Genomic DNA, 24827 nt, shown 5'->3' on the forward strand with positions numbered 1-24827 from the left:
CTCAGATATGAGATGCCGCATTCCGGGGGGCGGGTGTGACGGCCGATGGGGCGGCGCTGGGCGGAATGTTCCGGTTGAAGCGGAAAGAGTTCGCTGGGTCCAGGCGCGTCTTCAGCTCCGTCAGCCGCCGGTAGGTTTCCGGGGCGTAGCCGGTACGGGTCTGCTCCTCGCCCGCCCGCTCCCCGTCGCCGTACAGGAAGGGCAGCGAGCTGCCGGCGGTCCAGGGCGCGAGCGCGTCCAGCACCCGCCCGTGCGTCTCGCGGGCCCGCGCGAGGTCGCGCGGCCCGTCGAGCATCGTGATGACGCGCAGGATGTAGCGCGCCTCGCGGTGGCCGATGGCGCTCGCCGCCCCGGCCGGCTCCCGCGCGAGCGCGCCGCCCAGCTGCCGCAGGTCCACCACGTTCATCAACGGCGCGTCCGGCCCCGTCAGTTCCCGGACGGCCGCGAGCGCGCCCTCGTCGAGCTTGCGCAGCATGGCGTTCGTTCCGGTGTACGCGTGCGGGAAGGGCGGGTCCTTGTGGATGGATTCGCCTTCGCTGTACGGCAGTTCCCTGAGGTCGTCGATGATGTCGGCGTACGTCCGCAGTACGTCGTCCACCTGCGCACCGTCGAAGTACAGCCCGCCCCCGAACACCCGCTCGACCGGCACCAGGCCGACCTCGAGCCCGGTCACCACGCCGAAGTTGTGCCCCGCCCCGCGCAGCGCCCAGAAGAGCTCGGGGTCGCTCTGCGCGGTGACGTACCGCAGCACGCCGTCCGCCGTGACGATCTCCGCGCCCCGCACCTGATCGGCGGCGTACCCGAACTGACGGGCCAGCAATCCGATGCCGCCGCCCAGGGTGTACGACACGGCCCCCACCCCGGCGGCCGACCCGCTGAGCGGCGCCAGCCCGTGCGGAGCGGCGGCCCGGACCACCTGATCCCACACCACCCCGGCCCCGAACCAGGCGGTCCGTGCCCCCGCGTCGATCCGGACCTCCCGCATCCGGCGCGTACTGATCAGCATCCCGCCGTCCGCCGCCACCGAGATGCCGTGCCCGGTGGCCTGCACCGCGACGGGCAGCCCGTGCGCCGCCGCGAATCCCACGGCGGACGCCACGTCGGCGGCCCGGTCCGCCCCGACCGCCACGGCGGGCCGGTGACCATAGGCGGTCTGGAACCCGGCGAGCTCCTCCTCGTACCCCGCCTCGCCCGGCAGCAGCACGGGCCCGCGCACGGCCCCGCGCAGCGTCCTGACGTCGACGTCCGGGAGATTCGTCCTGGCCATGTGAAGTGCCTCCGTCTTCGCGTCCTCGCTACGGACGGAGATGCTTCCGCTCATACCTGACACATGCCGTCGGGTTTTCGGCGGCACTCGGCCGGCATGGGTGAGACAGCACACATGGCGGTCCGGGCATGACCGAATCGCGGTCATGTACTAGAGTTATCTCGACATCGAGATATCTGCCGAAGGCGTACCGCAGCCGCCGACCGGTAAGGGTGACCTAACTAAGTCTTACCTTAGCGGATGGCCAGGGGGCCGTGGCGGCAGGATGCGTAGGAAACGCGCACATTGAAGAAGGAGACTGTCGTGTCGGCGAACAGCTTCGACGCCCGCAGCACGCTGCGCGTGGGCGACGAGTCGTACGAGATCTTCAAGCTGGACAAGGTCGAGGGCTCCGCGCGCCTCCCTTACAGCCTGAAGGTGCTGCTGGAGAACCTGCTCCGCACCGAGGACGGCGCGAACATCACCGCCGACCACATCCGGGCGATCGGCGGCTGGGACTCGCAGGCCCAGCCCAGCCAGGAGATCCAGTTCACGCCCGCCCGCGTGATCATGCAGGACTTCACCGGCGTGCCCTGTGTCGTCGACCTCGCCACCATGCGTGAGGCCGTCAAGGAGCTCGGCGGCGACCCGGCGAAGATCAACCCGCTGGCCCCGGCCGAGCTGGTCATCGATCACTCCGTCATCGCCGACAAGTTCGGTACGGCCGGCGCCTTCCAGCAGAACGTCGAGCTGGAGTACGGCCGCAACAAGGAGCGCTACCAGTTCCTGCGCTGGGGCCAGACCGCCTTCGACGAGTTCAAGGTCGTCCCCCCGGGCACCGGCATCGTCCACCAGGTCAACATCGAGCACCTGGCCCGCACCGTCATGGTCCGTAACGGCCAGGCGTACCCCGACACCCTCGTCGGCACCGACTCGCACACCACCATGGTCAACGGCCTTGGTGTGCTGGGCTGGGGCGTCGGCGGCATCGAGGCAGAGGCCGCGATGCTCGGCCAGCCGGTCTCCATGCTCATCCCGCGCGTCGTCGGCTTCAAGCTGACCGGCGAGCTCCCGGCCGGCACCACCGCCACCGACCTGGTGCTCACGATCACCGAGATGCTGCGCAAGCACGGCGTCGTCGGCAAGTTCGTCGAGTTCTACGGTGAGGGTGTGGCGGCGACGAGCCTCGCCAACCGCGCCACCATCGGCAACATGTCGCCGGAGTTCGGCTCCACCGCCGCGATCTTCCCGATCGACGACGAGACCCTGAAGTACCTGCGTCTGACCGGCCGCGACGCGCAGCAGGTCGCGCTCGTCGAGGCGTACGCCAAGGAGCAGGGCCTCTGGCTCGACCCGGCCGCCGAGCCGGACTTCTCCGAGAAGCTCGAGCTCGACCTGGCGACGGTCGTCCCGTCGATCGCCGGCCCGAAGCGTCCGCAGGACCGTATCGTCCTCGCCAACGCCGCCCAGCAGTTCGCGCAGGACGTGCGCAACTACGTCAGCGACGACGAGGAGGCGGGCAAGGAGTCCTTCCCGGCCTCCGACTCGCCCGCCGAGCACAACGGCGTACCGACCCGGCCGACCCTGGTCACCGCCGCCGACGGTTCGACGTACGAGATCGACCACGGCGCTGTGACGGTCGCGGCCATCACCTCCTGCACCAACACCTCGAACCCGTACGTCATGGTCGCCGCCGCGCTGGTGGCGAAGAAGGCGGTCGAGAAGGGCCTGACCCGCAAGCCGTGGGTCAAGACCACGCTCGCGCCGGGCTCCAAGGTCGTCACGGACTACTTCGACAAGGCGGGGCTGACCCCCTACCTCGACAAGGTCGGCTTCAACCTCGTCGGCTACGGCTGCACCACCTGCATCGGCAACTCGGGCCCGCTGCCCGAGGAGGTCTCCAAGGCCGTTAACGACAACGACCTGGCTGTTACGTCCGTCCTCTCGGGCAACCGTAACTTCGAGGGCCGCATCAACCCCGACGTCAAGATGAACTACCTGGCCTCCCCGCCGCTGGTCGTCGCGTACGCCCTCGCGGGCTCCATGAAGGTGGACATCACCAAGGACGCGCTCGGCCTCGACACCGAGGGCAAGCCGGTCTACCTCGCGGACATCTGGCCCACCGAGGCCGAGGTCAACGACGTCGTCGCCAACTCCATCGGCGAGGACATGTTCAACAAGTCCTACGCCGACGTCTTCGCGGGCGACGCGCAGTGGCAGGCGCTGGAGATCCCCACCGGCAACACCTTCGAGTGGGACAACGAGTCGACGTACGTCAGGAAGCCCCCGTACTTCGAGGGCATGACGATGGAGACGACCCCGGTCGAGGACATCGCCGGCGCGCGCGTCCTCGCCAAGCTGGGTGACTCGGTCACCACCGACCACATCTCCCCGGCCGGCGCCATCAAGGCCGACACCCCGGCCGGTCAGTACCTCACGGAGCACGGCGTCCAGCGCCGTGACTTCAACTCCTACGGCTCGCGCCGTGGCAACCACGAGGTCATGATCCGCGGCACGTTCGCCAACATCCGCCTGCGCAACCAGATCGCGCCGGGTACGGAAGGCGGCTTCACCCGCGACTTCACGCAGCCCGACGCGCCGGTGTCGTACATCTACGACGCCTCGCAGAACTACCAGGCCGCCGGCACCCCGCTGGTCATCCTGGCGGGCAAGGAGTACGGCTCGGGCTCGTCCCGCGACTGGGCGGCCAAGGGCACCGCGCTGCTCGGCGTCAAGGCCGTCATCGCCGAGTCGTACGAGCGCATCCACCGCTCGAACCTCATCGGCATGGGCGTCCTTCCGCTCCAGTACCCCGAGGGCGGCTCGGCGCTCGCGCTGGGTCTGACCGGCGACGAGACCTTCGAGATCACCGGCGTCACCGGTCTGAACGACGGCGGCATCCCGGACACGCTCAAGGTCAAGGCCGTCAGCCCCGCCGGTGAGACCGTCGAGTTCGACGCGAAGCTGCGCATCGACACCCCGGGCGAGGCGGACTACTACCGCAACGGCGGCATCCTGCAGTACGTGCTGCGGTCCCTGATCCGCAGCTGATCACTCTGCATCTTGAAGCCTTGAGGGCCGCATCCCCGCCCAGGGATGCGGCCCTTCAGGCGTTCATGCGCGCCTCACGTTCACGGGCAGATTGTGATGAGCTCGAGGATGTCGTCACCCATGAACCGGGTCTGGCCGGGCTTTGCCCCAACGAAGTCTTGCTGCCACGTACCCCTTGGGCCTGTGGCCGCCTCGCGCAGGGCCTCGCCGAGGTCGCCGCAGCTCATGTCCGAGCGGTGGTTCGCACCCAGTACGCGCTGGATGGACTTGTCGCCGAGCAGACCGTCACAACGGGGATCGCCGTCGCCGGTGACGAGGGTGTAGCCAACGGCGCCTCCGCCGAGGAGCGGAACCCCGACCTTTCCCCAGACGGTCGTCCGCCTTCGGGCTCTCCAAGCCGGCTGTCGCACAGCCTGGGTCATCTGGCGTCGCTCGTAGCCGACTGCGGTGGCTGGCAGCCGTGGGCCTTCGCCGAGCGCTCCGCGAACTTACGGAGCGACGCCTGCTGCAGGGCGGGGTCCGGGGGCGTATGGCTGCCGTCGCCCGTTGAGAGGGTCTCGGCGGTGAAGAACGCTGTGCCGCCCTGGGCGGGGCAGGTGGCGCTGACCCAGTACAGCCCCTCCGAACTGCTGACGGAGTTACGGAACTTGCCGCTGTCCCCACGCTTGTATGTCGCGACGTGCCCGTCCTCCACATACGGCCCGTAGTACGCGGCCAGGCGGTACGCCGGCTTGCCGTCCTTGTCGAGCAGAAAACAGTCCTCGATGGGGGCGAGAGGGTCGGCCGGGGCCTCCCACGTGGCGGCAGAGACACCCGCGCAGGTGCCGGTGGCGCGGTCGGGCGGGGTGGCGGCCGCCCTGTCCATGGATGTGGGGATGGGGGCAGGGACTTCCTTGATCGCTTTGCCACGAGGGGCCTTGCAGCCCGCCCGGTCGGCGGCGGCGACGGCCGTCCGGGTGGCCAGGCGGGCCAGTTCCGTCCGCTGCTCGGCAGTGGCCGCTTTCTGGACGGCACCCAGGTGGCGGGCCGTCAGGTTGACGACGATGTTCTCCTGCTCGCCCCCGGTGCAGAGCATCACGACTGCCGCCCTGGGTTCGTGGGTGTCGGCGGCGAGCACTCCGCGCCAGCCGTTGCCGATGGGTGACACCGCCTGGGTGGAGCTGTCGGACATCTGGCGTGCGAGGCTCCGGAGAAGGTCTCTGCTTCCCGCGTGCTTGCTTACGGTGATGTCCACCTCGTCGTAGTACTTCCCCGTCCCTTCCCTCAAGGGCCGGACGGAGCACTCCTGCGGATCTCCGGTCGAACGGTCCGTGATGATGTCTTCGGATGTCAGCTCCCGCATCCCCAGGAACTGCGACAACTCGTCTTGCGGCGCGATGCCGTCGCAAAGGCGTGCCGGTTCGGCCTCGTCCCGCCAACTGCCGTACGCGCCCGCGAAATAGAGCCCGCAGGCCACTGCCGCGAGCACGGCCACGGAAGCCGACGTGATGCGGACAAGCTTGCCTTTGGAGGGCTTTCTGCCGGTGGTAGATGTGCTCATCAGCGCCTGCCCCGGAGATCTTCCGAGCTCACGGACACGGCTGCTCTTCGGGCTTCCGGGTGCACTTGAGCGTTTCTTCCGTCTCCTCGGTGCCATTGGAGGCATCGTTCATGGAGTCCATTTGGAGGAAGTCCACCTTGTCGGAGTCGGAGTCTTCGCCTCTCCCCCTGGCCCAGATCGTGATCAGGTCGAGGATGTCGTCGTCCATGAACCGGGTCGGGCCGGGCTTTGCCTCAACGAAGCCCTGCTGCCACGTACTCATGATGTGCTCGGCCGCATCTTCGCGGTAAGGAGGCGGAGGCGGCTTGGGTGCGCTGTCCGCGAGACGCTTGAAGACGGCCGTCCGCCATTCGCGGCGATCGTCCTCCGGTATGTCGTCGGCGATGCCGTCGAAACGGCCGAGACCGGCGGCGCAGTCGCGAGCCGGCTCTTGGAATGCGCCCTTGGTGGCCTTCGCGGGGACGTCGGCAAGACGGTCCGCGCACACACGGGTCTGTGCGGCGCGGAGTGTGGCGTACGCCGACGGATCGTCGGACACGGCACGCATCGTGCGGACGACGTCGACCGGGTCGATGGACATGCGCACGATCGACCCGTCACGCCATGGGGCACTGTCCTCCCGCCGGTAGTAGTCCGGATTGACGCCGGACAGTACTTCGTAAGTGTCTCCCGCGTAGTCCGCGAGGGCCGATGCGATCGGCTTGCGGAGAGCCGGGGCGACGGAGGCTTCCCGTCGCTGTTGGGCGTCCTCGCTGATCGCCACGATCGTGTCGCGCATGTTCTGCGCCTGGCCGACGGTGTGCCGGCCAGGCGCAGACCCTGTGGCCGCTGTGCGTAGGGCCTCGCCGAGGTCGACGCAACTCAGGTCCGAACGGTGCTGTGAACCCAGCACACGCTGAATGGACTTGTCACCGAGCAGGCTCTCGCAGTCGGGCTCACCTCCGCGGGTGGCGAAGGTGAGCCCGATGACGCCCCCTGCGATGAGAAGGAGCGCCACCGTACCGCCGATCGCGGCTCGCTTCCGGGTTCCGTGGCCGGCTTCCTGCCTTTCCCGCACGACGCGATTCATCGGCCAATCGCTTCGTTGGCAAGCTTTTCACCGGTGGCGTGGTCGTTCCTCATGTCGTGCCTCAGATCGTTCATTCCCTCGCCGTGCCAGCCGGGCCCGTCCTCCTTGGCCCAGCTGTCGACAAGGTCCAGCATCTCCTGCTGTGACGTGAGGCTTTCGTCGGCGACTTGAGCAGCGGCTTCGTCGTCGTTCTCGCCCTTGTACTTGAGGGACATGTCATAGGTCCAGGTGTCGAGCATGCGCTGTGCGGCGTCGCCGATGCCTGGGACAGCTGTGACGGGAGTGCCGACCACGTGGTAGATCGTCTTGGCTTTCCAGTCCTCCTGCGCGTTGGCGTCATCACGCTTGTCGTAGATGACGTCTTCGCGGATGGCGTCGTATGCGCCGAGGGCGGATCCCCCATTTCGTACGGGGTCCCGGACAGCCTCTGCTGACTTGCCCTCCGCGTCCTCCATCTGTTTGGCGATGTAGGCCGTTTCGGCTTTGTGCAGCGTGCCGTAGGCCTCCGGATCGTCGGATATCCCTCGCATGACGCGGATCAGCTTGTTGGGGTCCGGAGAGATGTGCGCGTCGTTCTTGTCACCGAACAGGCCGTCGCCACCCTTCCCGTTCACGTCCGGCGCCTGGTGCCGGTAGTCGGGATTGACTCCGCCGAGAATCTCGTGCGTGTCGTTCGTGTAGTCGGCCAAGGAATTCGCCAGCGGTTGCCGCAGGTTCGCCTTGATCTCTTCGTTGTGGGGCCCACCGTCCAACAGATTGACGGTGTCACGCATGATGCGGGCCTGTCCGTCGGTGTGCGGCGGTCCCGCCTTGTCGCCGGTGACGGCTGCCTCCAGGGCGCTGCCGAGGCCCATGCGGGTGTTGGTGGCGTCGACGTGGTCGGTGTTTCCCGTCGGCTCCATGCCGCGCGCGACTTCCCGGACTTCGAGGTCCGGCCAGTCGCGCTTGTCGAGCAGGTACTCCAGGTTCTTGTTGCCGCCGGCCGGGTCGAGATAGCGGGTGGCCGTGTCCGGGTCGCCGCTCATCACCTTCAGCATGTCGTCCACCGGGTCCATGACCGCGACCGGGTCCACGTCGGCGCCGGCGTTGGCCTGGTCGTGCTCGTCCCAGATGCCCGGGTTCTTCCGCTCGGCCGCGATGATGTCGTCGGTCAGGCCCATCGTCATGTGCGGCGGGTAGGAACCGGTGTCACCGTGCTTGAGGAGCGTGGTCAGGGTCTGGTAGCCGTACGGCTTGGAACCGTCGTCCTTGGGCCGTTCGGTGCCGAACTTGGCCATGTCCTTGCGCCACTGCTCGGAGAACGCCTTGTCCTGGTTGGCCGTGGCGATGTTGTTGGCCAGCGCGGACTGGATGTTGCCGTACTTGTCCTTGTTCGCGCTGTCGCCGGCCCGTTCCCTCTCCAGGTCCTCGGCGAGCCGCAGCGAGCCCTCCGGTCCCAGATCGTCCAGCACCATTCGGCTGAACTCCGGGTCCTTCTGGTTGTGGCTCATCACCCTCTCGAGCTCCTTGAGCTCGGCAGGTGAGAGCTTCTCGCCGCTCTCGTACTTCTGGAGCAGCTTCGACGCGCGCTGCGACTCGTCCTGGTCGACGGAGGTGACCGTCTTGTCGTTGAAGCCCTCGTCCTTGTTGCCCGCGTTGCGGCGCAGTGCGATGGCCGCGGACTGGTCGGCGTTGGCGGCGGCGACCAGCAGGACGTTGATCCTCGCTTCCCAGAACAAGACCTTGACCTGGTTCGCGGAAGGGAGCATGCCGCCGGGGCCGGTACCTTCGTCGCCTTCCTTGGAAGGGTCGCGCAGGCTCACCGCGCCCGTCGGGCTGATGATCACGCCGTCCTTCCCGGCGTCCACGTCGGCGAGCTGAATGAGGTCGGCCTTGTACTTCTTCAGCTCCGTGTACGCGTCTTCCAGGACGACCCGAATGCCCTTGGCTTCCTTGACCGCGTCGCTGAACTCCTTGTTCGCGCTGTAAACTTGCACGCGCGCGAACTCGGACGTGCCGTCGAAGCTGGTCCAGCCGGCGTCATCGAAGGGTTTCGCCACCGAGTTGGTGTACGCCTCGTCCATGGCGTCGAGCATGCGGATGATGTCGGTCCACCGGTCGACGGCGTTCTTCAGGCTGTCGACGCCGAGGTTGCGGAGCTCTGTGTACGTAATCATGAGGGCCCTCAGTCAGTCGAAGTCGGAGAGCGTGCTGACACGGAGAGCGTTCATCTCGTCGTCGTTCGCCGCTTCTGTACGTGTGTAGTTGCTGGCCGTGGTGGTGCACCGCGAGTGGATGTCGCGGCAGGTCGCGGCGAGCCCGCCGACCTGGGTGTCCCACAGCTCCATCATCTGCGTGATGGCCCCGCCCAGTTCGCCGGACCAGAACTCACTGCCCACGGCGACCGATGCGGCGATCATGGTGTCGTCATCGCCGATACGGCCCCTGGAGTGCAGCGCGGAACCCAGCTCCAGGGCGCCTTGGCCGGCCCGGTTGAGGGCGGAAGGGTCGTCCACCTGGGTCGTACCGAAGCCGGTCGCCTGCACGCCTCCCGCAGGGGCGGACATCGTCTGGATTGAGTCGTTGCCGGGGTTGGCGCCGGGGCTCGTACCCGGCGGGGCCGGGTCGAACGTCCGGGGGTCCGTGCCGGTGGGCGGGGGCATCTGGTGGATGCGGGGGTCGGGCCCCGTGTTCGGCGCGACGGGCCCCTGCAGCCGGGGGTCCGGGCCGGTGGCCGGCGCGGATATCAGCCTCAGCCGGGGGTCGGGCCCCGTCGCCGGTGCGGATATCGCCCCTACTGAGTCGAAATCAGAGCTCACCAGATACCCCCGTATCGATGCACCACCCACCAGGGCGGTGCCATCCTCAATGCGTGATCGTCTTGACCCGAGCTTAGTTAGTGCCGGGACAGCCGGTCCGCCGGGGTCTGGTGTGAATGATGAGGTGGTGTCATGAAGAAGGCAGCCTCCGTGCGGCGGACTTGCCGGGCGCCCACCCCACGGAGACCTGTCACCCGTAGTGGGCTACCCGAGTAGTTCCACCTCCGCCAGTTCGGCGCCGGCGGTCGGAACCAGGCGGTACTTCTCGTACGCGCCCGAGGCACCGATGGTGAAGACCCTGGTCTGGTGGTCCCAGGCGAAGGATTCGTCCGACCGCTTGTCCAGGTCTTTCCACTTCTGGCCGTCGTCGGAGCCCTGGAGCGTCCAGCCCGACGGTGCCTTGGCGCGGTCTGCCGAGGTGAGGGTGTACTGGAGCGCCCGTACCGGCCCGGTCGTCGGCAGTTCCGCCGACGTGAACCGCCCCGCCGTCGCGGAGGAGTTGTCGAACAGCGTGCCCGAGCCCGTGATCGCGTCGCCGCGCGGCGACGGCACCTTGTCGTCCTGGGTGATGGAGACGGGCGCGGCGTTCTTGCCTGTACCCCACTTGGACGGCTCGGGGCCCATGTCGAACTCCAGCGTCCCGCCGCGCGCGAGCACGCTGTGGGGGAGCGCGGTGGACTTCCAGGGCTTGCCGTTGACCCTGAGGCCCTGGACGTAGATGTTCTTCGCGCTGTTCTTGGGGGCCTTGACCACCAGGTCGCGGCCGTTCTCCAGGTGGACGGTCGTCTTCGTGAAGAGAGGGGAGCCGATCGCGTACTCGCCGCTGCCCATGACCAGCGGGTAGAAGCCGAGCGAGGAGAAGAGGTACCAGGCGGACTGCTCGCCGTTGTCCTCGTCGCCGTGGTAGCCCTGGCCGATCTCGCTGCCGGTGTAGAGGCGGGACAGGACCTCGCGGACCTTCTCCTGCGTCTTCCAGGGCTTGCCCGCCGCGTTGTACATGTACGTCGCGTGGTGGGCGACCTGGTTGCTGTGGCCGTACATGCCCATCCGTACGTCGCGCGCCTCCGTCATCTCGTGGATGACGCCGCCGTACGAGCCGGCGAACTCGGGGGCCGCCGTCTCCGGGGTGGTGAAGTAGCGGTCGAGCTTGTCACCGAGGCCGGGGCGGCCGCCGTAGAGGTTGGCGAGGCCGCGGGAGTCCTGGGGAGCGGTGAAGGCGTAGCCCCAGCCGTTGGTCTCGGTGTAGTCGTAACCCCAAATGCGGGGGTCGTACTTGTCGGACGGGACGCGCCAGTCGCCGCCCCGGCCCCGGCCCTGGAAGAAGCCGGCCTTGTCGTCGAAGAGCTTGACGTAGTTGCGGGCGCGGTTGAGGAAGTACGCCGACTCCTCCTTGTAGCGCGCCTTCTTCGTCTTCTTGTGGAGGGCCTCACCCATCTTCGCGAGGCCGTAGTCGTTGAGATAGCCCTCCAGGGACCAGGAGAGACCCTCGTGCGTCTCGGTGGAGGCGTACCCGAGGAAGGGGGACGTCTTCATGCCCTTGCGGCCCACGCCGGAGGAGGGCGGCACGACGGTGGCGTTCTTGAGGGCCGCCTCGTACGCCGCTTCGGCGTCGAAACCGACACCCTTGACGTACGCGTCGGCGAACGCCACGTCGGAGCTGGTGCCGGTCATCAGGTCGGCGTAACCGGGCGAGGACCAGCGGGAGATCCAGCCGCCGTCCTTGTACTGCTGGACGAAGCCGTCGACGAGCTTGCCGGCCTTTTCGGGGGTGAGGAAGGAGTACGCCGGCCAGGTCGTCCGGTAGGTGTCCCAGAAGCCGTTGTTGACGTACACCTCGCCGTCGACGATCTTCGCGCCGGTGTGGGTCGGTGTGTCCGGTCCGGTCTGCTTCGAGAAGGGGCTCGCGTACTGCTGCCTGGGGCGGGCCCTGGTGCCGGTGTTCTCGAAGCCGGAGTTCGGATACAGGTACAGCCGGTAGAGGCTGGAGTAGAGGGTCGTCAGCTGGTCGCGGCTCGCGCCCTCGACCTCGACGCGGCCGAGCAGGTCGTCCCAGGCGCTCCGGGCGCGGTCCTTGATCCGCTCGAAGGGGGTGCCCGCCGGGATTTCGTCGGCGAGGTTCTTCTTCGCCTGGTCCACACTGATGAGTGATGTCGCGAGCCGCAGGGTGACCTGGCCGTCGGCGCCGGGTTTGAAGCGCAGATAGCCGGTGACGTCCTCACCCCCGCCGCCGCTGAGCTTGCCGCTCCCGGTGACCGGCGCGTCGAAGACGCCGTACACGAAGAGCCTGGTGGCGCCGGTGGACAGGCCGCTCTTGACGTCCGAGAAGCCGGTGAAGGAGCGGGTGGCCGGATCGAGGGTGAGGCCGCCGTCGTTGGACACGTTGTCGAAGATGACGCTCGCGTCGTCACCGGGATAGGTGAACCGCATCATCGCCGCGTGGTCGGTCGGGGTCATCTCGGCCTTGAGGCCGTTCTCGAAGGTGACGCCGTACTCGTGCGCCTTTGCTGTCTCGTTGTCGTGGCGGAAGGGCAGGGCGCGCGCCTTGCGTCCGGCGTCCGGGGTGCCCGCCACGGCGGACGGCATCAGCTGGAACGTCTGCCGGTCGCCCATCCACGGGCTCGGCTCGTGGCTGGCGCTGAACGCCTGGACGGTGGGGAGGTTGTCGCTGTTGTTGGCGCGGGCGTAGTCGTAGAGCCAGCTGGTCGAGGCCGCGTTGGTCACCGGCGTCCAGAAGTTGAAACCGTGCGGGACGGCAGTGGCCGGGATGTTGTTGCCGCGCGAGAAGGCGCCGCTGGAGTTGGTGCCACGGGTGGTCGACACATAGTCGGAGAAGTGTGCGAGACGCTTCTCCGGCGCCTTGGGAGCGATGGTGACGTCGTCGACCCAGCCGCTGAACTTCGCCGGCCCCTTCGGGGAGTCGTACGCCACCAGCACCCGGTCGACGGTCTTGCCGGCCGCGACCGGGCCGATCCGCGCCGCCTTGTGGTTCCACTGGTTGACGTACAGCGTCTTGGAGGCGCCCTGGCCCTGCGGGGACAGGACGGCGCCGTGCTGGTCGACGGCGCGCAGGTCGCTCAGATAGGTGCCGTCGGTGAAGGCCAGGTCGACCGACACATTCGTGGCCGGGTAATTGAGGTCGGTCTCCGGGAGGGACGGGAAGACCCGGTACGACAGCTCGGTGTCCCGCGTGACGCGCGTATCGACGTCGAAGACCTTGTTGTACGAGTACGCCCGGCCCTGCGGCTTGTGCGTGCCGGCGTACCGCAGCGCACGCTTTCCCGTGAAGCCCGCGCCCGCCTTGGCGGTGGGGGAGCCCGAGGGGCCGCGGTCGACCTGGCTGCGCATGTCGTCCGGGGCGGGCGTGGAGGTGTCACCGTTCGAGAACTGAACGTCCGCGAGCTGGGTGGCGTCCGAGGCGCCGTTGTTACGGGTGATTTCGAGCCGGTAGTGCGCGTACGCCGTGGCGTTCTCGAAATCGAAGGACTTGGTCTCGAAGCGCTTCGCGAAGGTCTGCCCCTCGCGGGAGTCCAGGACCGTCCACTCCTTGCCGTCGGCGGACCCCTTGAGCGTCCAGTCCTTCGGGTCGCGCTCGGCATGGTCATTGGCCGAAGTGAGGGCGTATGTCATGAGCTTGACCGGTTCGTCCAGGTTGAACTCGATCCAGGCCGTCGGCTCGAAGGCCAGCCACTTGGTGGCCGGCTGGACATCGACGAGGTTTTCCTTCACCTCGCCGCCGCCGGTGTTCTCGCCGCTGGCGCGCAGCTCGACCACCCGGTCGGTCACATTGCCCGGAATTCCGGAGCTGTATCCGCCGTCGACCCCTGCCGCGCGCTTGGCGCCGCCGGGTGCGACTTCCACCGTATTGCGCCAGTCCGGCTGGGGTTCGTCCGCCTCGAAGGAGGAGCTGAACGTCTGCTCCGGCGGCGCCGGCCGGTGGGGCTGGGCGACGGCCGCCGAAGGGGCCGTGACGACCAGCAGGAGGGCGGTCGCCGCGACGGCGGCCGCGGTATGGCCTTGTCCGTACCGAGGTCTGTACTGCATCCCGGGCTTTCCTCCCCTTGGACAACGTTGTCATGAGCGGTGCAACGGGGTCCAGTAGGGAGCCAAGTCACCGATGGTGTCAAGGGTGTTGTATGTGAAGGCGGAGGCGAAGCGGGCGCGCCGTGTGTGCGGAGTCGCACGGACGACCACGTGCGCGTTCCAGATATCCGCGAGGTCTCAACTCGGGAAAGCTTGCTGCCCAAACTTGCTTTCGATCTTGCTCAGTTGACCGGAAGTGGACTATACCTGTCGGCGTCTGCAACGCCGCTTTGCGGCAGCGGTCCAGGGGGACGGGGAACAGTGGGGGAAAGCCGCGTGACGGTTGCCAACGCTGTGTCCGGCGTACTTTCTGCAACTCAGCACGACCCAGCGTCATTTGACTGCGGTGGCGGGGCCCTTCGCCTAGGCGATAAGTACGGGCGACCGGTACACCGCCTGAGTCCTGGAGAAGGCGAGGACTTGAGCATGGGATCCACCTCCGCCCACAACAATGAGGGCCTTGGCCGTCGCGATCTGATCAAGCGGTCTGCCGCACTCGGCCTGATCGCTGTTCCGACGATGAGCTTCCTGTCCGCCTGCGCGAGCGGCGACAGCGGCAGCGACGACAAGGTCGACAAGGGCAAGAAGACCGAGAAGAACCCGCTGGGCGTCAATGAGAGCGCACCGCTCGAAATTGTCATTTTCGACGGCGGGTTCGGCACGAAGTATGCCGAGGACGCCAAGGCCGTCTATCAGAAGACGTATCCCAAGGCGAAGATCAAGTTCTCGTCCACGCAGAAGATCAGGTCCCAGCTGCAGCCGAGGTTCAACGGCGGAACGCCCCCGGACCTCATCGACAACTCGGGCGCCGAGCAGATGGACATGGGTGTCCTGGTCGGCAAGAAGCAGCTCACCGACCTCACCCCGCTGCTGGACGCCGCGTCCATCGACGACCCGAGCAAGAAGGTCCGCGACACGCTGCGGCCCGGCATCGTCGAAATGGGCCAGTTCGACGGTGACCCCGTCTGGATCATGTACTACGCGTACACGGTCTACGGCGTCTGGTACTCCGAGACCGCGCTGGAGAAGCTCGACGCGACGTACCCGGAGAACTGGGACGACATGCTCGCCCTTTGCGCCAAGGCGAAGAAGAAGGGCATCGCCGGCTGGACGTACGCGGGCAAGCACCCGTACTACCTGCCGTTCTCGCTCTACCCGTTCATCGCGAAGATCGGTGGCCGTGAGGTCCTCGACAAGATCGACAACCTGGAGCCGAACGCCTGGTCCCACCCGGCCGTGAAGGCCGCGTTCGAGGCGTACTACGAGCTCTTCAAGAAGGGGTACATCCTCAAGGGCACCCCGGGCATCGACCACATCCAGTCGCAGACCGCCTGGACCAAGGGCAAGGCGCTCTTCATCCCGAACGGTTCGTGGGTGGAGAACGAGGCCGCCAAGACGATGCCGGCCGACTTCAAGCTCGCCGTGGGCGCGCCGTCCGGCCTCGACAGCTCGGACGCGATGCCCTTCGGCACCATCTGGGCCTCCGGCGGCGAGCCGTTCATCGTCCCGAAGTCGGCGAAGAACCCCGACGGCGGCATGGAGCAGCTGCGCATCATGCTCAGCGAGGCGTCGTCGAAGAACTTCACCCAGAGCGTGAAGTCCCTGACCGCCCTCAACGGCGGCACGGACGGCATCGAACTGACCCCGGGTCTGACGTCCGCCAGCGCCGCCCTGGAGAAGGCCGGCGAGAACGTCGTCAACCCGCGCCTGCAGGACTGGTACGTGAAGCTCCAGAAGGAGCAGATCGGTGTCGCCGGTCTGGGCGAGATGATGGCCGGCCGAGCGACCCCGGCCGAGACCATCAAGAAGATCCAGGGCTTCGCCGACGCGGCGGCCAAGGACCAGTCCATCAAGCACTACAAGCACCAGTGAGCAACCCGGGGGTCCGGGGGCGGGCCCCCGGGAGATCGCAGAACCAGCGGCGGCACACGCCGGAAGATCGGGGTCGGTAACCATGCAACACGGCAAGTACCGGTTCATTGTGGGGTTTTTGGCGGCCCCATTGGCGTTGTACGCAATCTTCGTCATCTGGCCGTTCATCCAGTCCATCTACTACTCGTTCACGGACTGGACCGGCCTGAGCCCGGACTTCAAGATGGTCGGCTTCGACAACTACAGCCGGATGCTGGAAGACCAGATCTTCTGGGATTCGCTGGGGCACAGCCTGCTCTTCGCGCTGTTGCTGCCGCTGGTGACGCTCGGCCTCGCGCTCTTCTTCGCCTTCATGCTCAATGTCGGCGGACGGCGCCGGAAGGGCGCCGCGATCACGGGCGTCCGGGGCTCGGGCTTCTACAAGATCGCGTACTTCTTCCCGCAGGTGCTTTCGATCGCCATCGTCGCGGTTCTCTTCACCTTCGCGTACAACCCGAACGAGGGGGCGGTCAACGGACTGCTGAGGGCGATTGGCCTCGACAGCGTTCAGCCGCAGTGGCTGGGTGACCCGGATGTCGCCCTCTGGGCGGTCATGGCGGTGCTCGTCTGGAGCACCGTGGGCTTCTTCGTGGTGCTCTTCTCGGCGGGCATGGCGTCCATTCCCAAGGACTTCTACGAGGCCGCCCTGCTGGACGGCGCGAGCCGGTTCACCACGTTCTTCAGGATCACCATCCCGCTGCTCTGGGACACCGTGCAGTCGGGCTGGGTCTACATGGGAATCCTCGCGCTCGGCGCGGAGTCCTTCGCGGTCGTCCAGATCATGACCGTGGGCCCGGGCGGCCCCGACTACTCGACCACCGTCCTGGTGCTGTACGTCTACCAGACGGCGTTCCGGGACGGCCAGGCAGGCTATGCGACAACGATCGGTGTGGCCCTGCTCGTCATCACTCTGGCCCTCGCGGCCCTGGTGATGCGCGTGGGCCGGCGTGAGCGGCTGGAGTTCTGATGAAGACCACTGACACCCCGCCCGCAGGCGTCACCCAGGACCGCCCGCCCGTCGCCAAGACGTCCGGCGCGGCCCCGGCGAAGCCGAAGAGGGACGTGAGCGGCAGCACGCTCAACGTCTTCTCGCACGGAATTCTGATCCTCTGGGCCTTCATGGTCGTCATGCCGCTGCTCTGGGCGGTGATGACGTCCTTCAAGGACGACGCGTCGATCTTCGAGTCGCCGTTCTCGCTGCCGGACAAGCTGCACTTCGAGAACTGGTCGCGGGCCTGGTCCGAAGCGCACATGAGCGACTACTTCTTCAACACCATCATCGTGGTGGGCGGCTCGCTCGTCGGCACGCTGCTGTTCGGCTCCATGGCGGCGTACGTCCTCGCGCGCTTCGACTTCCCCGGGAACCGCTTCATCTACTTCCTCTTCGTCGGAGGAATGAGCTTCCCGATCATGCTGGCCCTGGTGCCGCTGTTCTACGTACTGAAGAACATGGGGATGCTGGAGACGCTCCCGGGCCTGATCCTCGTCTACATCGCGTACTCGCTGCCCTTCACCGTCTTCTTCCTCACCTCCTTCTTCCGTACGCTGCCGAGCTCGGTGGCGGAAGCGGCGATGATCGACGGAGCCTCGCACACCCGGACCTTCTTCCAGGTGATGCTGCCGATGGCCAAGCCCGGCCTCATCAGCGTCGGCATCTTCAACTTCCTGGGGCAGTGGAACCAGTACATGCTGCCAACCGTGCTCAACAACAACCCGGACAACCGTGTGCTCTCCCAGGGTCTGGTCGAGCTTGCGACCAGCCAGGGCTACAAGGGCGACTGGTCGGGGCTCTTCGCCGGCCTGGTGATGGCGATGCTGCCCGTCCTCGCGGCGTACATCATCTTCCAGCGCCAGGTCGTCTCCGGCCTGACCGCGGGCGCCGTGAAATAGCGCCCAGGGGCCCCGCCCCGCCTGCCGTACGAACCGCCCGCCGGCACCTTGCCGGCGGGCGTTTCGGCGTGCCGCCGGCCCTGCCGCCACGCTCAAGGTCTTGACGGGGGGCAACCCGAAAGGCTCATCTTAGAGTTCACATGTTGGAGAAAGAGGAGAGTCAATGGAGACTCCGGGGTCGCAGACGTCACTGCACCGGGCCAATCTTGAGCGAGTCGTACGAGCCGTGCGGATGGCGGGCTCGCTCACCCAGGCAGAGATCGCCAGGGCCACAGGGCTCTCGGCAGCCACGGTCTCCAATATCGTGCGCGAGCTGAAGGACGGCGGGACCGTCGAGGTCACCCCGACCTCCGCGGGCGGCCGCCGGGCGCGCAGCGTCGCGCTCAGCGGCGACGCCGGCATCGTCATCGGCGTCGATTTCGGCCATACGCACCTGCGCGTCGCCGTCGGCAACCTCGCCCACCAGGTACTCGCCGAAGAGGCCGAGCCGCTGGATGTGGACGGCTCCGCCGCAGAGGGCTTCGACCGGGCGGAACAGCTGGTCAAGCGGCTGATCGAGGCCAGTGGCATCAGCCAGGACAAGGTGATCGGCATCGGTCTCGGCGTACCCGGGCCGATTGATGTCGAGTCCGGCACGCTCGGCTCGACCTCGATCCTGCCGGGGTGGAAGGGCATCAATCCCAGCGAGGAGCTGTCCGGGCGCCTCGGCGTGCCCGTGTACGTCGACAACGACGCCAACCTGGGAGCGCTCGGCGAGCTGGTCTGGGGCAGCGGGCGCGGGGTCAAGGACCTGGCGTACATCAAGGTCGCGAGCGGTGTCGGCGCCGGTCTGGTGATCAGCGGGCAGATCTACCGGGGGCCCGGCGGTACGGCCGGCGAGATCGGGCACATCACGCTCGACGAGTCGGGCCCGGTCTGCCGCTGCGGCAACCGCGGCTGCCTGGAGACCTTCACGGCCGCCAGGTACGTCCTGCCGCTGCTCCAGCCCAGCCACGGCGCCGATCTGACCATGGAGCGCGTGGTGCAGCTCGCGCGCGAGGGCGACCCCGGCTGCCGCCGTGTGGTGGCCGATGTGGGCCGCCACATCGGCAGTGGAGTAGCCAACCTCTGCAACCTCCTCAATCCCAGCCGAGTGGTGCTGGGCGGAGACCTGGCGGAGGCTGGTGAACTGGTGCTGGGGCCGATCCGGGACTCTGTCTCGCGATACGCGATCCCGAGCGCGGCCAGGCAGCTTTCGGTGCTGCCCGGGGCGCTCGGCGGACGGTCCGAAGTACTGGGCGCGCTGGCCCTCGTACTCAATGAAATGGGCGATTCGTCTCTTCTGGACAGCGCTCAGCCCGCCAATGCGCCTGCCTTCACTTAGATAACGAATGGCACCGTTGTCATCTCGTTAAGGATTTACTCCTTGACGCTGCCATCAGGGCGGAGTTGACTTCCAGCCACCTCGGCCGCAACGACGCGGCCTCGTCAGGGAGGTTTCTGAAGTGAACACGCGTATGCGTCGTGCCGCCGTGGCCGTGGCCGCCACCGCAATGGCCGTATCCCTCGCCGCCTGTGGCAGCGCCAAGGAGTCCGGAGACAAGGCGAAGGAGTCGGAGGGCAAGAAGACCGACGCCCTGAAGATAGGCCTGCTGCTCCCGGAGAATCAGACCGCTCGTTACGAGAAGTTCGACAAGCCGCTGATCGAGAAGAAGATCAGCGAGCTGACCGGTGGCAAGGGCGAGGTCGTCTACGCCAACGCCAAGCAGGACGCCACCGTCCAGACGCAGCAGCTCGACACGATGATCACCAACAAGGTCGACGCGCTGATCGTGGACGCGGTGGACTCCAAGGCGATCGCCAACGGCGTGAAGAAGGCCAAGGACCAGGGCATCCCGGTCGTCGCCTTCGACCGCCTCGCCGAGGGCCCGATCGACGCGTACACCTCCTTCGACAACGAAGAGGTCGGCCGAGTCCAGGGCAAGGCCCTGCTGGAGGAGCTGGGCGACAAGGCCGACGGCGCCCAGATCGTCATGATGAACGGCGCCATCACCGACCCGAACGCCGCGCTCTTCAAGAAGGGCGCGCTGTCCGAGCTCAAGGGCAAGGTCAAGATCGGCAAGTCGTACGACACCAAGGAGTGGAAGCCGGAGGTCGCCAACCAGAACATGGAAGGCGCGCTGTCCGCTCTCGGCAAGGACAAGATCGACGGCGTCTACTCCGCCAACGACGGCATGGCGGGCGGCATCATCACCGCCCTCAAGGGAGCCGGCCTCGCCAAGCTCCCGCCGGTCACCGGCCAGGACGCCGAACTCGCCGGTGTGCAGCGCATCGTCGCCGGTGAGCAGTTCATGAGCGTGTACAAGCCGTACGCCCCCGAGGCGGCCGCCGCCGCCGAGATGGCCGTCGCGCTCGCCAAGGGCGAGAAGCTCGACTCCATCGCCAAGGACACCGTGGACAGCCCCACCACGAAGGGCGTCCCGACCGTTCTGGTGCCGGTCGTCTCGCTGACCAAGGACAACATCAAGGACACCGTCCTCAAGGACGGCGTCTACACGGTCGCCGAGATCTGCACCCCGAAGTACAAGGCCGCCTGCGACAAGCTCGGGCTGAAGTAAGTCCCCGAAGTCCCCGAAACCCCCGAAGTTCCCTTCTCCGCAAGGGACTTACCCGCGGGGAAAAGCCTGTCCGGTGCCCCGCCCTCCACAGCCCCGCAGCTCGGGCCGGGCGCCGGACAGAACACCCCCGCACCCCCCACTTTCTTGCTCGACCTCCGCGCCGCCTTCCCCCGGCGCGGCATCCCCGCCGGTCAGGCGGCGAAGGAGATGGTTCACGTGTCCGCTACGCCCGTGCTGGCGTTGCGAGGGGTCTCAAAGCGGTTCGGTGCCGTCCAGGCGCTCACCGACGTAGAGCTTGAGGTCCACGCCGGTGAAGTGGTCGCCCTGGTGGGCGACAACGGTGCCGGAAAGTCCACGCTGGTCAAGACGATCGCCGGCGTGCACCCCATCGATGACGGTGTCATCGAGTGGGAAGGCGGCTCCGTACAGATCAACAAGCCCCACGACGCCCAGAGCCTCGGCATCGCGACCGTCTACCAGGACCTCGCGCTGTGCGACAACATCGACGTCGTCGGCAACCTCTACCTCGGCCGGGAGATCCGCAAGCGCGGCATCCTCAACGAGGTCGAGATGGAGCGCCGCGCCCGCGAGCTGCTCACCACGCTGTCCATCCGCATCCCGAGCGTACGCATCCCGATCGCCTCGCTCTCCGGCGGTCAGCGCCAGACCGTGGCCATCGCCCGCTCCATGCTCGGTGAGCCCAAGCTCGTCATCCTCGACGAGCCGACCGCGGCCCTCGGCGTCGAGCAGACCGCACAGGTGCTCGACCTCGTCGAGCGGCTGCGCGACCGCGGCCACGCGGTCATCCTCATCAGCCACAACATGGCGGACGTCAAGGCCGTCGCGGACAAGGTGGCGGTCCTCAGGCTGGGCCGCAACAACGGCGTCTTCGACGTCAAGACCACCTCGCAGGAAGAGATCATTTCCGCCATCACCGGTGCCACGGAAAACGCCGTGACCCGCCGTGCGGCGCGCAACGTGGAGGTCCAGAAGTGAGTACCGACAAGACCTCCGCGGCCGTGGACAAGGCCGACGCGCCGGCGCCGCCGGCCCCCGAAGCCGTCACCGCCATCGACCCCCGCCTGCTCGTACGCGAGCAGGGCTTCGCCGGTTACCTCACCGAGTTCAAGCGCAAGATGCGCGCCGGCGACCTGGGCTCCATCCCGGTCGTCATCGGCCTGATCGTCATCTGCGCGATCTTCTGGGGCCTGAACGAGAACTTCCTCTCGGCCGGCAACCTCAGCAACATCGCCGTCTCCATGGTCGCCACCGGCATGATGGCCGTCGGCATCATCTTCGTGCTGCTGCTCGGCGAGATCGACCTGTCGGTCGGCTCGGTCAGCGGTGTCTCGGGCGCGATCATCGCCGTACTCAGCGTCACCAACGGCATCAACGAATGGCTCGCGATCTTCGCCGCCATCGCCGGCGGCGCCCTCATCGGCGCGATCCACGGCTTCTTCTTCGCCCGGATCGGCGCCCCCGCCTTCGCCGTCACCCTGTCCGGCCTGCTGTTCTGGCAGGGCTTCATGCTCCAGCTGCTCGGCAGCAACGGCACGATCAACCTGGACTCCGACGGTCTGGTCGGCCAGCTCACGACGTACTACTTCTCCGACGTCGCCGCCGCCTACGGCCTCGCCGTGGTCGCCGTCGCCGTGTTCTTCCTCTCCTCCTTCACCGACAGCCGCCGCCGTGAGGCAGCGGGCGTCCCGTCCCGGCCGCTCAGCGAGATCGCCCTGCGCACAGGGGTGCTCGCCGTGATCGCCTTCGCCGCCGCCGCCACGTTCAACCAGTACAAGGGCCTGCCGCTCGCGGTGCTGCTCTTCCTGCTGGTGCTGGTGGCGTCGGACTTCGTGCTCCGCCGCACCGTGTACGGCCGCAAGATCTTCGCGCTCGGCGGCAGCGTCGAGGCGTCCCGGCGCGCCGGTATCAACGTCACGGCGGTCCGGATCTCCGTCTTCGCCATCGCCGGTACGTTCGCGGCCGTCGGCGGCCTGTTCTGGGCCTCCAAGATCGCCGCCGCCAACCAGAGCGCCGGCGCCGGTGACCTGCTGATGAACGTCATCGCGGCGGCCGTCATCGGCGGCACCAGCCTCTTCGGCGGCCGCGGCCGCACCTGGAACGCGCTCCTCGGTGTCATGGTGATCACCTCGATCCAGTACGGCCTGGCCCTCGAAGGCATCGCCACCCCGATCCAGTACATGATCACCGGTGGTGTCCTGCTGGCGACCGTCGTGATCGACTCCGTCACCCGAAAGACCCAGAAGACCGCGGGCCGCGCCTGACCACGCCGCCACAGCCGTGCCCGGCACCGGATTCCGGTGCCGGGCACGGCTGTGCGTACGCCCGGCCGCAGCCGACGCGTGACGCAGAACGCACCGCCCGCTGACCAACGGCGTGGGCGGAACATTAGACTCGACAGACCGGCAAGCAGACAGTTCAACTGCAAGGAGGCACGGGTGGCGCTGCTGACCCGCATTACGGGACCGCGCGATCTGGACCGGCTCACCCCGGAGCAGCTGGACCGGCTGGCCGCCGAGATCCGGACATTTCTGGTGGACGAGGTCTCCAAGACCGGCGGACACCTGGGGCCGAACCTCGGTGTGGTCGAGCTGACGATCGCTCTCCACCGTGTCTTCGAGTCGCCGAAGGACAAGGTCCTTTTCGACACCGGACACCAGAGTTACGTGCACAAGCTGCTCACGGGCCGTCAGGACTTCACGAAGCTGAAGATGAAGGGCGGCCTGTCCGGCTACCCCTCGCGCGCCGAGTCCGAGCACGACGTCATCGAGAACTCGCACGCCTCGACCGTCCTCGGCTGGGCCGACGGCCTAGCCAAGGCCAACGAGGTCCTCAAGAAGGAGGACCACCACGTCGTCGCCGTCATCGGTGACGGAGCCCTCACCGGCGGCATGGCCTGGGAGGCGCTGAACAACATCGCCGTCGCCAAGGACCGCCCGCTCGTCATCGTCGTCAACGACAACGAGCGTTCGTACGCCCCGACCATCGGCGGCCTCGCGAACCACCTCGCCACGCTGCGCACGACCGACGGTTACGAGCGGTTCCTCGCCCGCGGCAAGGACATCCTGGAGCGCACGCCCGTCCTCGGGAAGCCGCTCTACGAGACCCTGCACGGCGCGAAGAAGGGCCTCAAGGACTTCATCGCCCCGCAGGGCATGTTCGAGGACCTCGGCCTGAAGTACGTCGGCCCGATCGACGGCCACGACATCGAGGCCCTGGAGTCCGCGCTCCAGCGCGCCAAGCGCTTCGGCGGCCCCGTCATCGTCCACTGCCTGACTGAGAAGGGCCGCGGATACCAGCCTGCCCTCGCCGACGAGGCGGACCGCTTCCACGCCGTCGGCAAGATCCACCCCGACACCGGCCTGCCGATCGCCTCATCGGGCGTCGACTGGACCTCGGTGTTCGGCGAGGAGATGGTCAAGCTCGGCAAGGAGCGCGAGGACATCGTCGCGATCACGGCCGCCATGCTCCAGCCGGTCGGCCTCGACCGGTTCGCGAAGGCCTTCCCCGACCGGGTGTACGACGTCGGGATCGCCGAGCAGCACGGCGCGGTCTCCGCGGCGGGCCTCGCCACCGGCGGCCTGCACCCCGTGTTCGCGGTGTACGCGACGTTCCTCAACCGGGCCTTCGACCAGGTCCTGATGGACGTCGCCCTGCACAAGTGCGGCGTCACCTTCGTCCTGGACCGCGCGGGCATCACCGGCACCGACGGCGCATCGCACAACGGCATGTGGGACATGTCGATCCTCCAGTGCGTCCCCACGCTGCGGATCGCCGCCCCGCGCGACGCCGACCAGGTCCGCGCCCAGCTGCGCGAGGCCGTCGAGGTCGACGACGCGCCCACCGTCGTCCGCTTCTCCAAGGGCGCGGTCGGCCCGGCGGTCAAGGCCGTGGGCAAGGTCGGCGGCATGGACGTACTGCGCAAGCCGGCCGACACCACGACGGACGTGCTGCTCGTCTCGGTCGGCGCGCTCGCGCCGATGTGCCTGGAGATCGCCGATCTCCTCGACAAGCAGGGCATCACCACGACCGTCGTCGACCCGCGCTGGGTCAAGCCGGTCGACGAGGCGCTCGCGCCGCTCGCCGAGCAGCACCGCGTCGTCGTCACCGTCGAGGACAACAGCCGCGCCGGCGGTGTCGGCTCCGCGATCGCCCAGGCGCTGCGGGACGCGGGAGTCGACGTACCGCTGCGCGACTTCGGCATCCCGCCGCGCTTCCTCGACCACGCCTCCCGCAAGGAGGTCATGGCCGAGATCGGCCTGACGGCCCCGGACATCGCCCGCCAGGTGACGGGACTGGTCGCAAAGCTGGACGGCCGTCTGGAGGACGAACCGGCCGAGGCCGCGCGCGACTGACGCCCCTTCACGGCTCTTCACGTACGAAGAGAAGGCCCGCCCCGAGCACACGCTCGGGGCGGGTCTTTTCGTTTCGATCCTCCAAAAGGGTCAACTCGCAGGGCCAGTACGCATACCGGTCGGTGCCTCCCATCGGGTGAAACTGGGCGGCGGTCCTCGTGGGAACTGACCGGTTCACTCACGATCATGACTGAAACTCGCTCACTTCAAGGTTGGGCGAACAGCCGACAGTCGGAGGTACGCCGGTGAGTACGCAGCACGACCCAGGACCA

General features: G+C 67.6%; 16 protein-coding genes. 9 read left to right on the plus strand and 7 right to left on the minus strand.

Going from position 1 to position 24827, the window contains the following annotated elements:
• Nucleotide 1: 1 nt before the first annotated feature.
• On the minus strand, nucleotides 2-1321 hold the full coding sequence (locus AC1P0E_RS26420; protein ID WP_482744598.1) for an FAD-binding oxidoreductase: 1320 nt from the start codon (nucleotides 1319-1321) through the stop codon (nucleotides 2-4).
• Nucleotides 1322-1570: 249 nt separating this feature from the next.
• On the opposite strand from AC1P0E_RS26420, the gene acnA reads away from it, so the two are divergent.
• Nucleotides 1571-4297, plus strand: coding sequence for an aconitate hydratase AcnA (gene acnA / locus AC1P0E_RS26425; protein WP_482744599.1), 2727 nt, complete (start codon nucleotides 1571-1573; stop codon nucleotides 4295-4297).
• Nucleotides 4298-4377: 80 nt separating this feature from the next.
• On the opposite strand, the gene AC1P0E_RS26430 is transcribed toward acnA, so the two are convergent.
• From AC1P0E_RS26430 to AC1P0E_RS26455, 6 genes are all read right to left on the minus strand, one after another.
• Nucleotides 4378-4719 (minus strand): hypothetical protein, encoded by a 342-nt coding sequence (locus AC1P0E_RS26430; RefSeq protein ID WP_482744600.1) that lies wholly within the window; start codon nucleotides 4717-4719, stop codon nucleotides 4378-4380.
• On the minus strand, nucleotides 4716-5837 hold the full coding sequence (locus AC1P0E_RS26435) for a hypothetical protein (RefSeq protein WP_482744601.1): 1122 nt from the start codon (nucleotides 5835-5837) through the stop codon (nucleotides 4716-4718). Before AC1P0E_RS26435 ends, AC1P0E_RS26430 begins: the two co-directional genes overlap by 4 nt.
• 28 nt (nucleotides 5838-5865) lie before the next feature.
• Nucleotides 5866-6906 carry a hypothetical protein gene (locus AC1P0E_RS26440; RefSeq protein ID WP_482744602.1) on the minus strand — a complete coding sequence of 347 codons (1041 nt, stop codon included), beginning with the start codon at nucleotides 6904-6906 and terminating at the stop codon, nucleotides 5866-5868.
• A complete protein-coding gene (locus tag AC1P0E_RS26445; protein ID WP_482744603.1) occupies nucleotides 6903-9062 on the minus strand; it encodes a hypothetical protein in 2160 nt (719 codons plus the stop codon). Before AC1P0E_RS26445 ends, AC1P0E_RS26440 begins: the two co-directional genes overlap by 4 nt.
• Before the next feature lie 12 nt (nucleotides 9063-9074).
• Complete coding sequence (locus AC1P0E_RS26450) at nucleotides 9075-9704, minus strand: hypothetical protein (RefSeq protein ID WP_482744604.1); 630 nt, start codon at nucleotides 9702-9704, stop codon at nucleotides 9075-9077.
• 204 nt (nucleotides 9705-9908) lie between these two features.
• The gene (locus AC1P0E_RS26455) at nucleotides 9909-13745 is read right to left on the minus strand and encodes a GH92 family glycosyl hydrolase (protein ID WP_482744605.1); all 3837 of its coding nucleotides are present in this window, start codon (nucleotides 13743-13745) and stop codon (nucleotides 9909-9911) included.
• A 465-nt stretch (nucleotides 13746-14210) separates the two neighbouring features.
• On the opposite strand from AC1P0E_RS26455, the gene ngcE reads away from it, so the two are divergent.
• The 8 genes from ngcE (at nucleotide 14211) to dxs (ending at nucleotide 24555) form a co-directional block, all read left to right on the plus strand.
• Nucleotides 14211-15656, plus strand: coding sequence for an N-acetylglucosamine/diacetylchitobiose ABC transporter substrate-binding protein (gene ngcE / locus AC1P0E_RS26460; protein ID WP_482744606.1), 1446 nt, complete (start codon nucleotides 14211-14213; stop codon nucleotides 15654-15656).
• Between the two features lie 82 nt (nucleotides 15657-15738).
• On the plus strand, nucleotides 15739-16662 hold the full coding sequence (locus AC1P0E_RS26465; protein ID WP_482744607.1) for a carbohydrate ABC transporter permease: 924 nt from the start codon (nucleotides 15739-15741) through the stop codon (nucleotides 16660-16662).
• Complete coding sequence (locus AC1P0E_RS26470; RefSeq protein ID WP_482744608.1) at nucleotides 16662-17585, plus strand: carbohydrate ABC transporter permease; 924 nt, start codon at nucleotides 16662-16664, stop codon at nucleotides 17583-17585. The genes AC1P0E_RS26465 and AC1P0E_RS26470 overlap by 1 nt, the downstream gene beginning before the upstream one ends.
• 163 nt (nucleotides 17586-17748) lie before the next feature.
• Nucleotides 17749-18948, plus strand: coding sequence for an ROK family transcriptional regulator (locus AC1P0E_RS26475; RefSeq protein ID WP_482744609.1), 1200 nt, complete (start codon nucleotides 17749-17751; stop codon nucleotides 18946-18948).
• Nucleotides 18949-19081: 133 nt separating this feature from the next.
• On the plus strand, nucleotides 19082-20182 hold the full coding sequence (locus tag AC1P0E_RS26480; RefSeq protein WP_482745906.1) for a sugar ABC transporter substrate-binding protein: 1101 nt from the start codon (nucleotides 19082-19084) through the stop codon (nucleotides 20180-20182).
• Between the two features lie 207 nt (nucleotides 20183-20389).
• On the plus strand, nucleotides 20390-21178 hold the full coding sequence (locus tag AC1P0E_RS26485; RefSeq protein ID WP_482745907.1) for an ATP-binding cassette domain-containing protein: 789 nt from the start codon (nucleotides 20390-20392) through the stop codon (nucleotides 21176-21178).
• On the plus strand, nucleotides 21175-22464 hold the full coding sequence (locus tag AC1P0E_RS26490; protein ID WP_482744610.1) for a sugar ABC transporter permease: 1290 nt from the start codon (nucleotides 21175-21177) through the stop codon (nucleotides 22462-22464). The genes AC1P0E_RS26485 and AC1P0E_RS26490 overlap by 4 nt, the downstream gene beginning before the upstream one ends.
• A gap of 174 nt (nucleotides 22465-22638) precedes the next feature.
• Nucleotides 22639-24555, plus strand: coding sequence for a 1-deoxy-D-xylulose-5-phosphate synthase (dxs, locus tag AC1P0E_RS26495; RefSeq protein ID WP_482744611.1), 1917 nt, complete (start codon nucleotides 22639-22641; stop codon nucleotides 24553-24555).
• The last annotated feature ends 272 nt before the right edge of the window (nucleotides 24556-24827 follow it).

Source organism: Streptomyces sp. TRD_SC_5 (assembly GCF_056836825.1).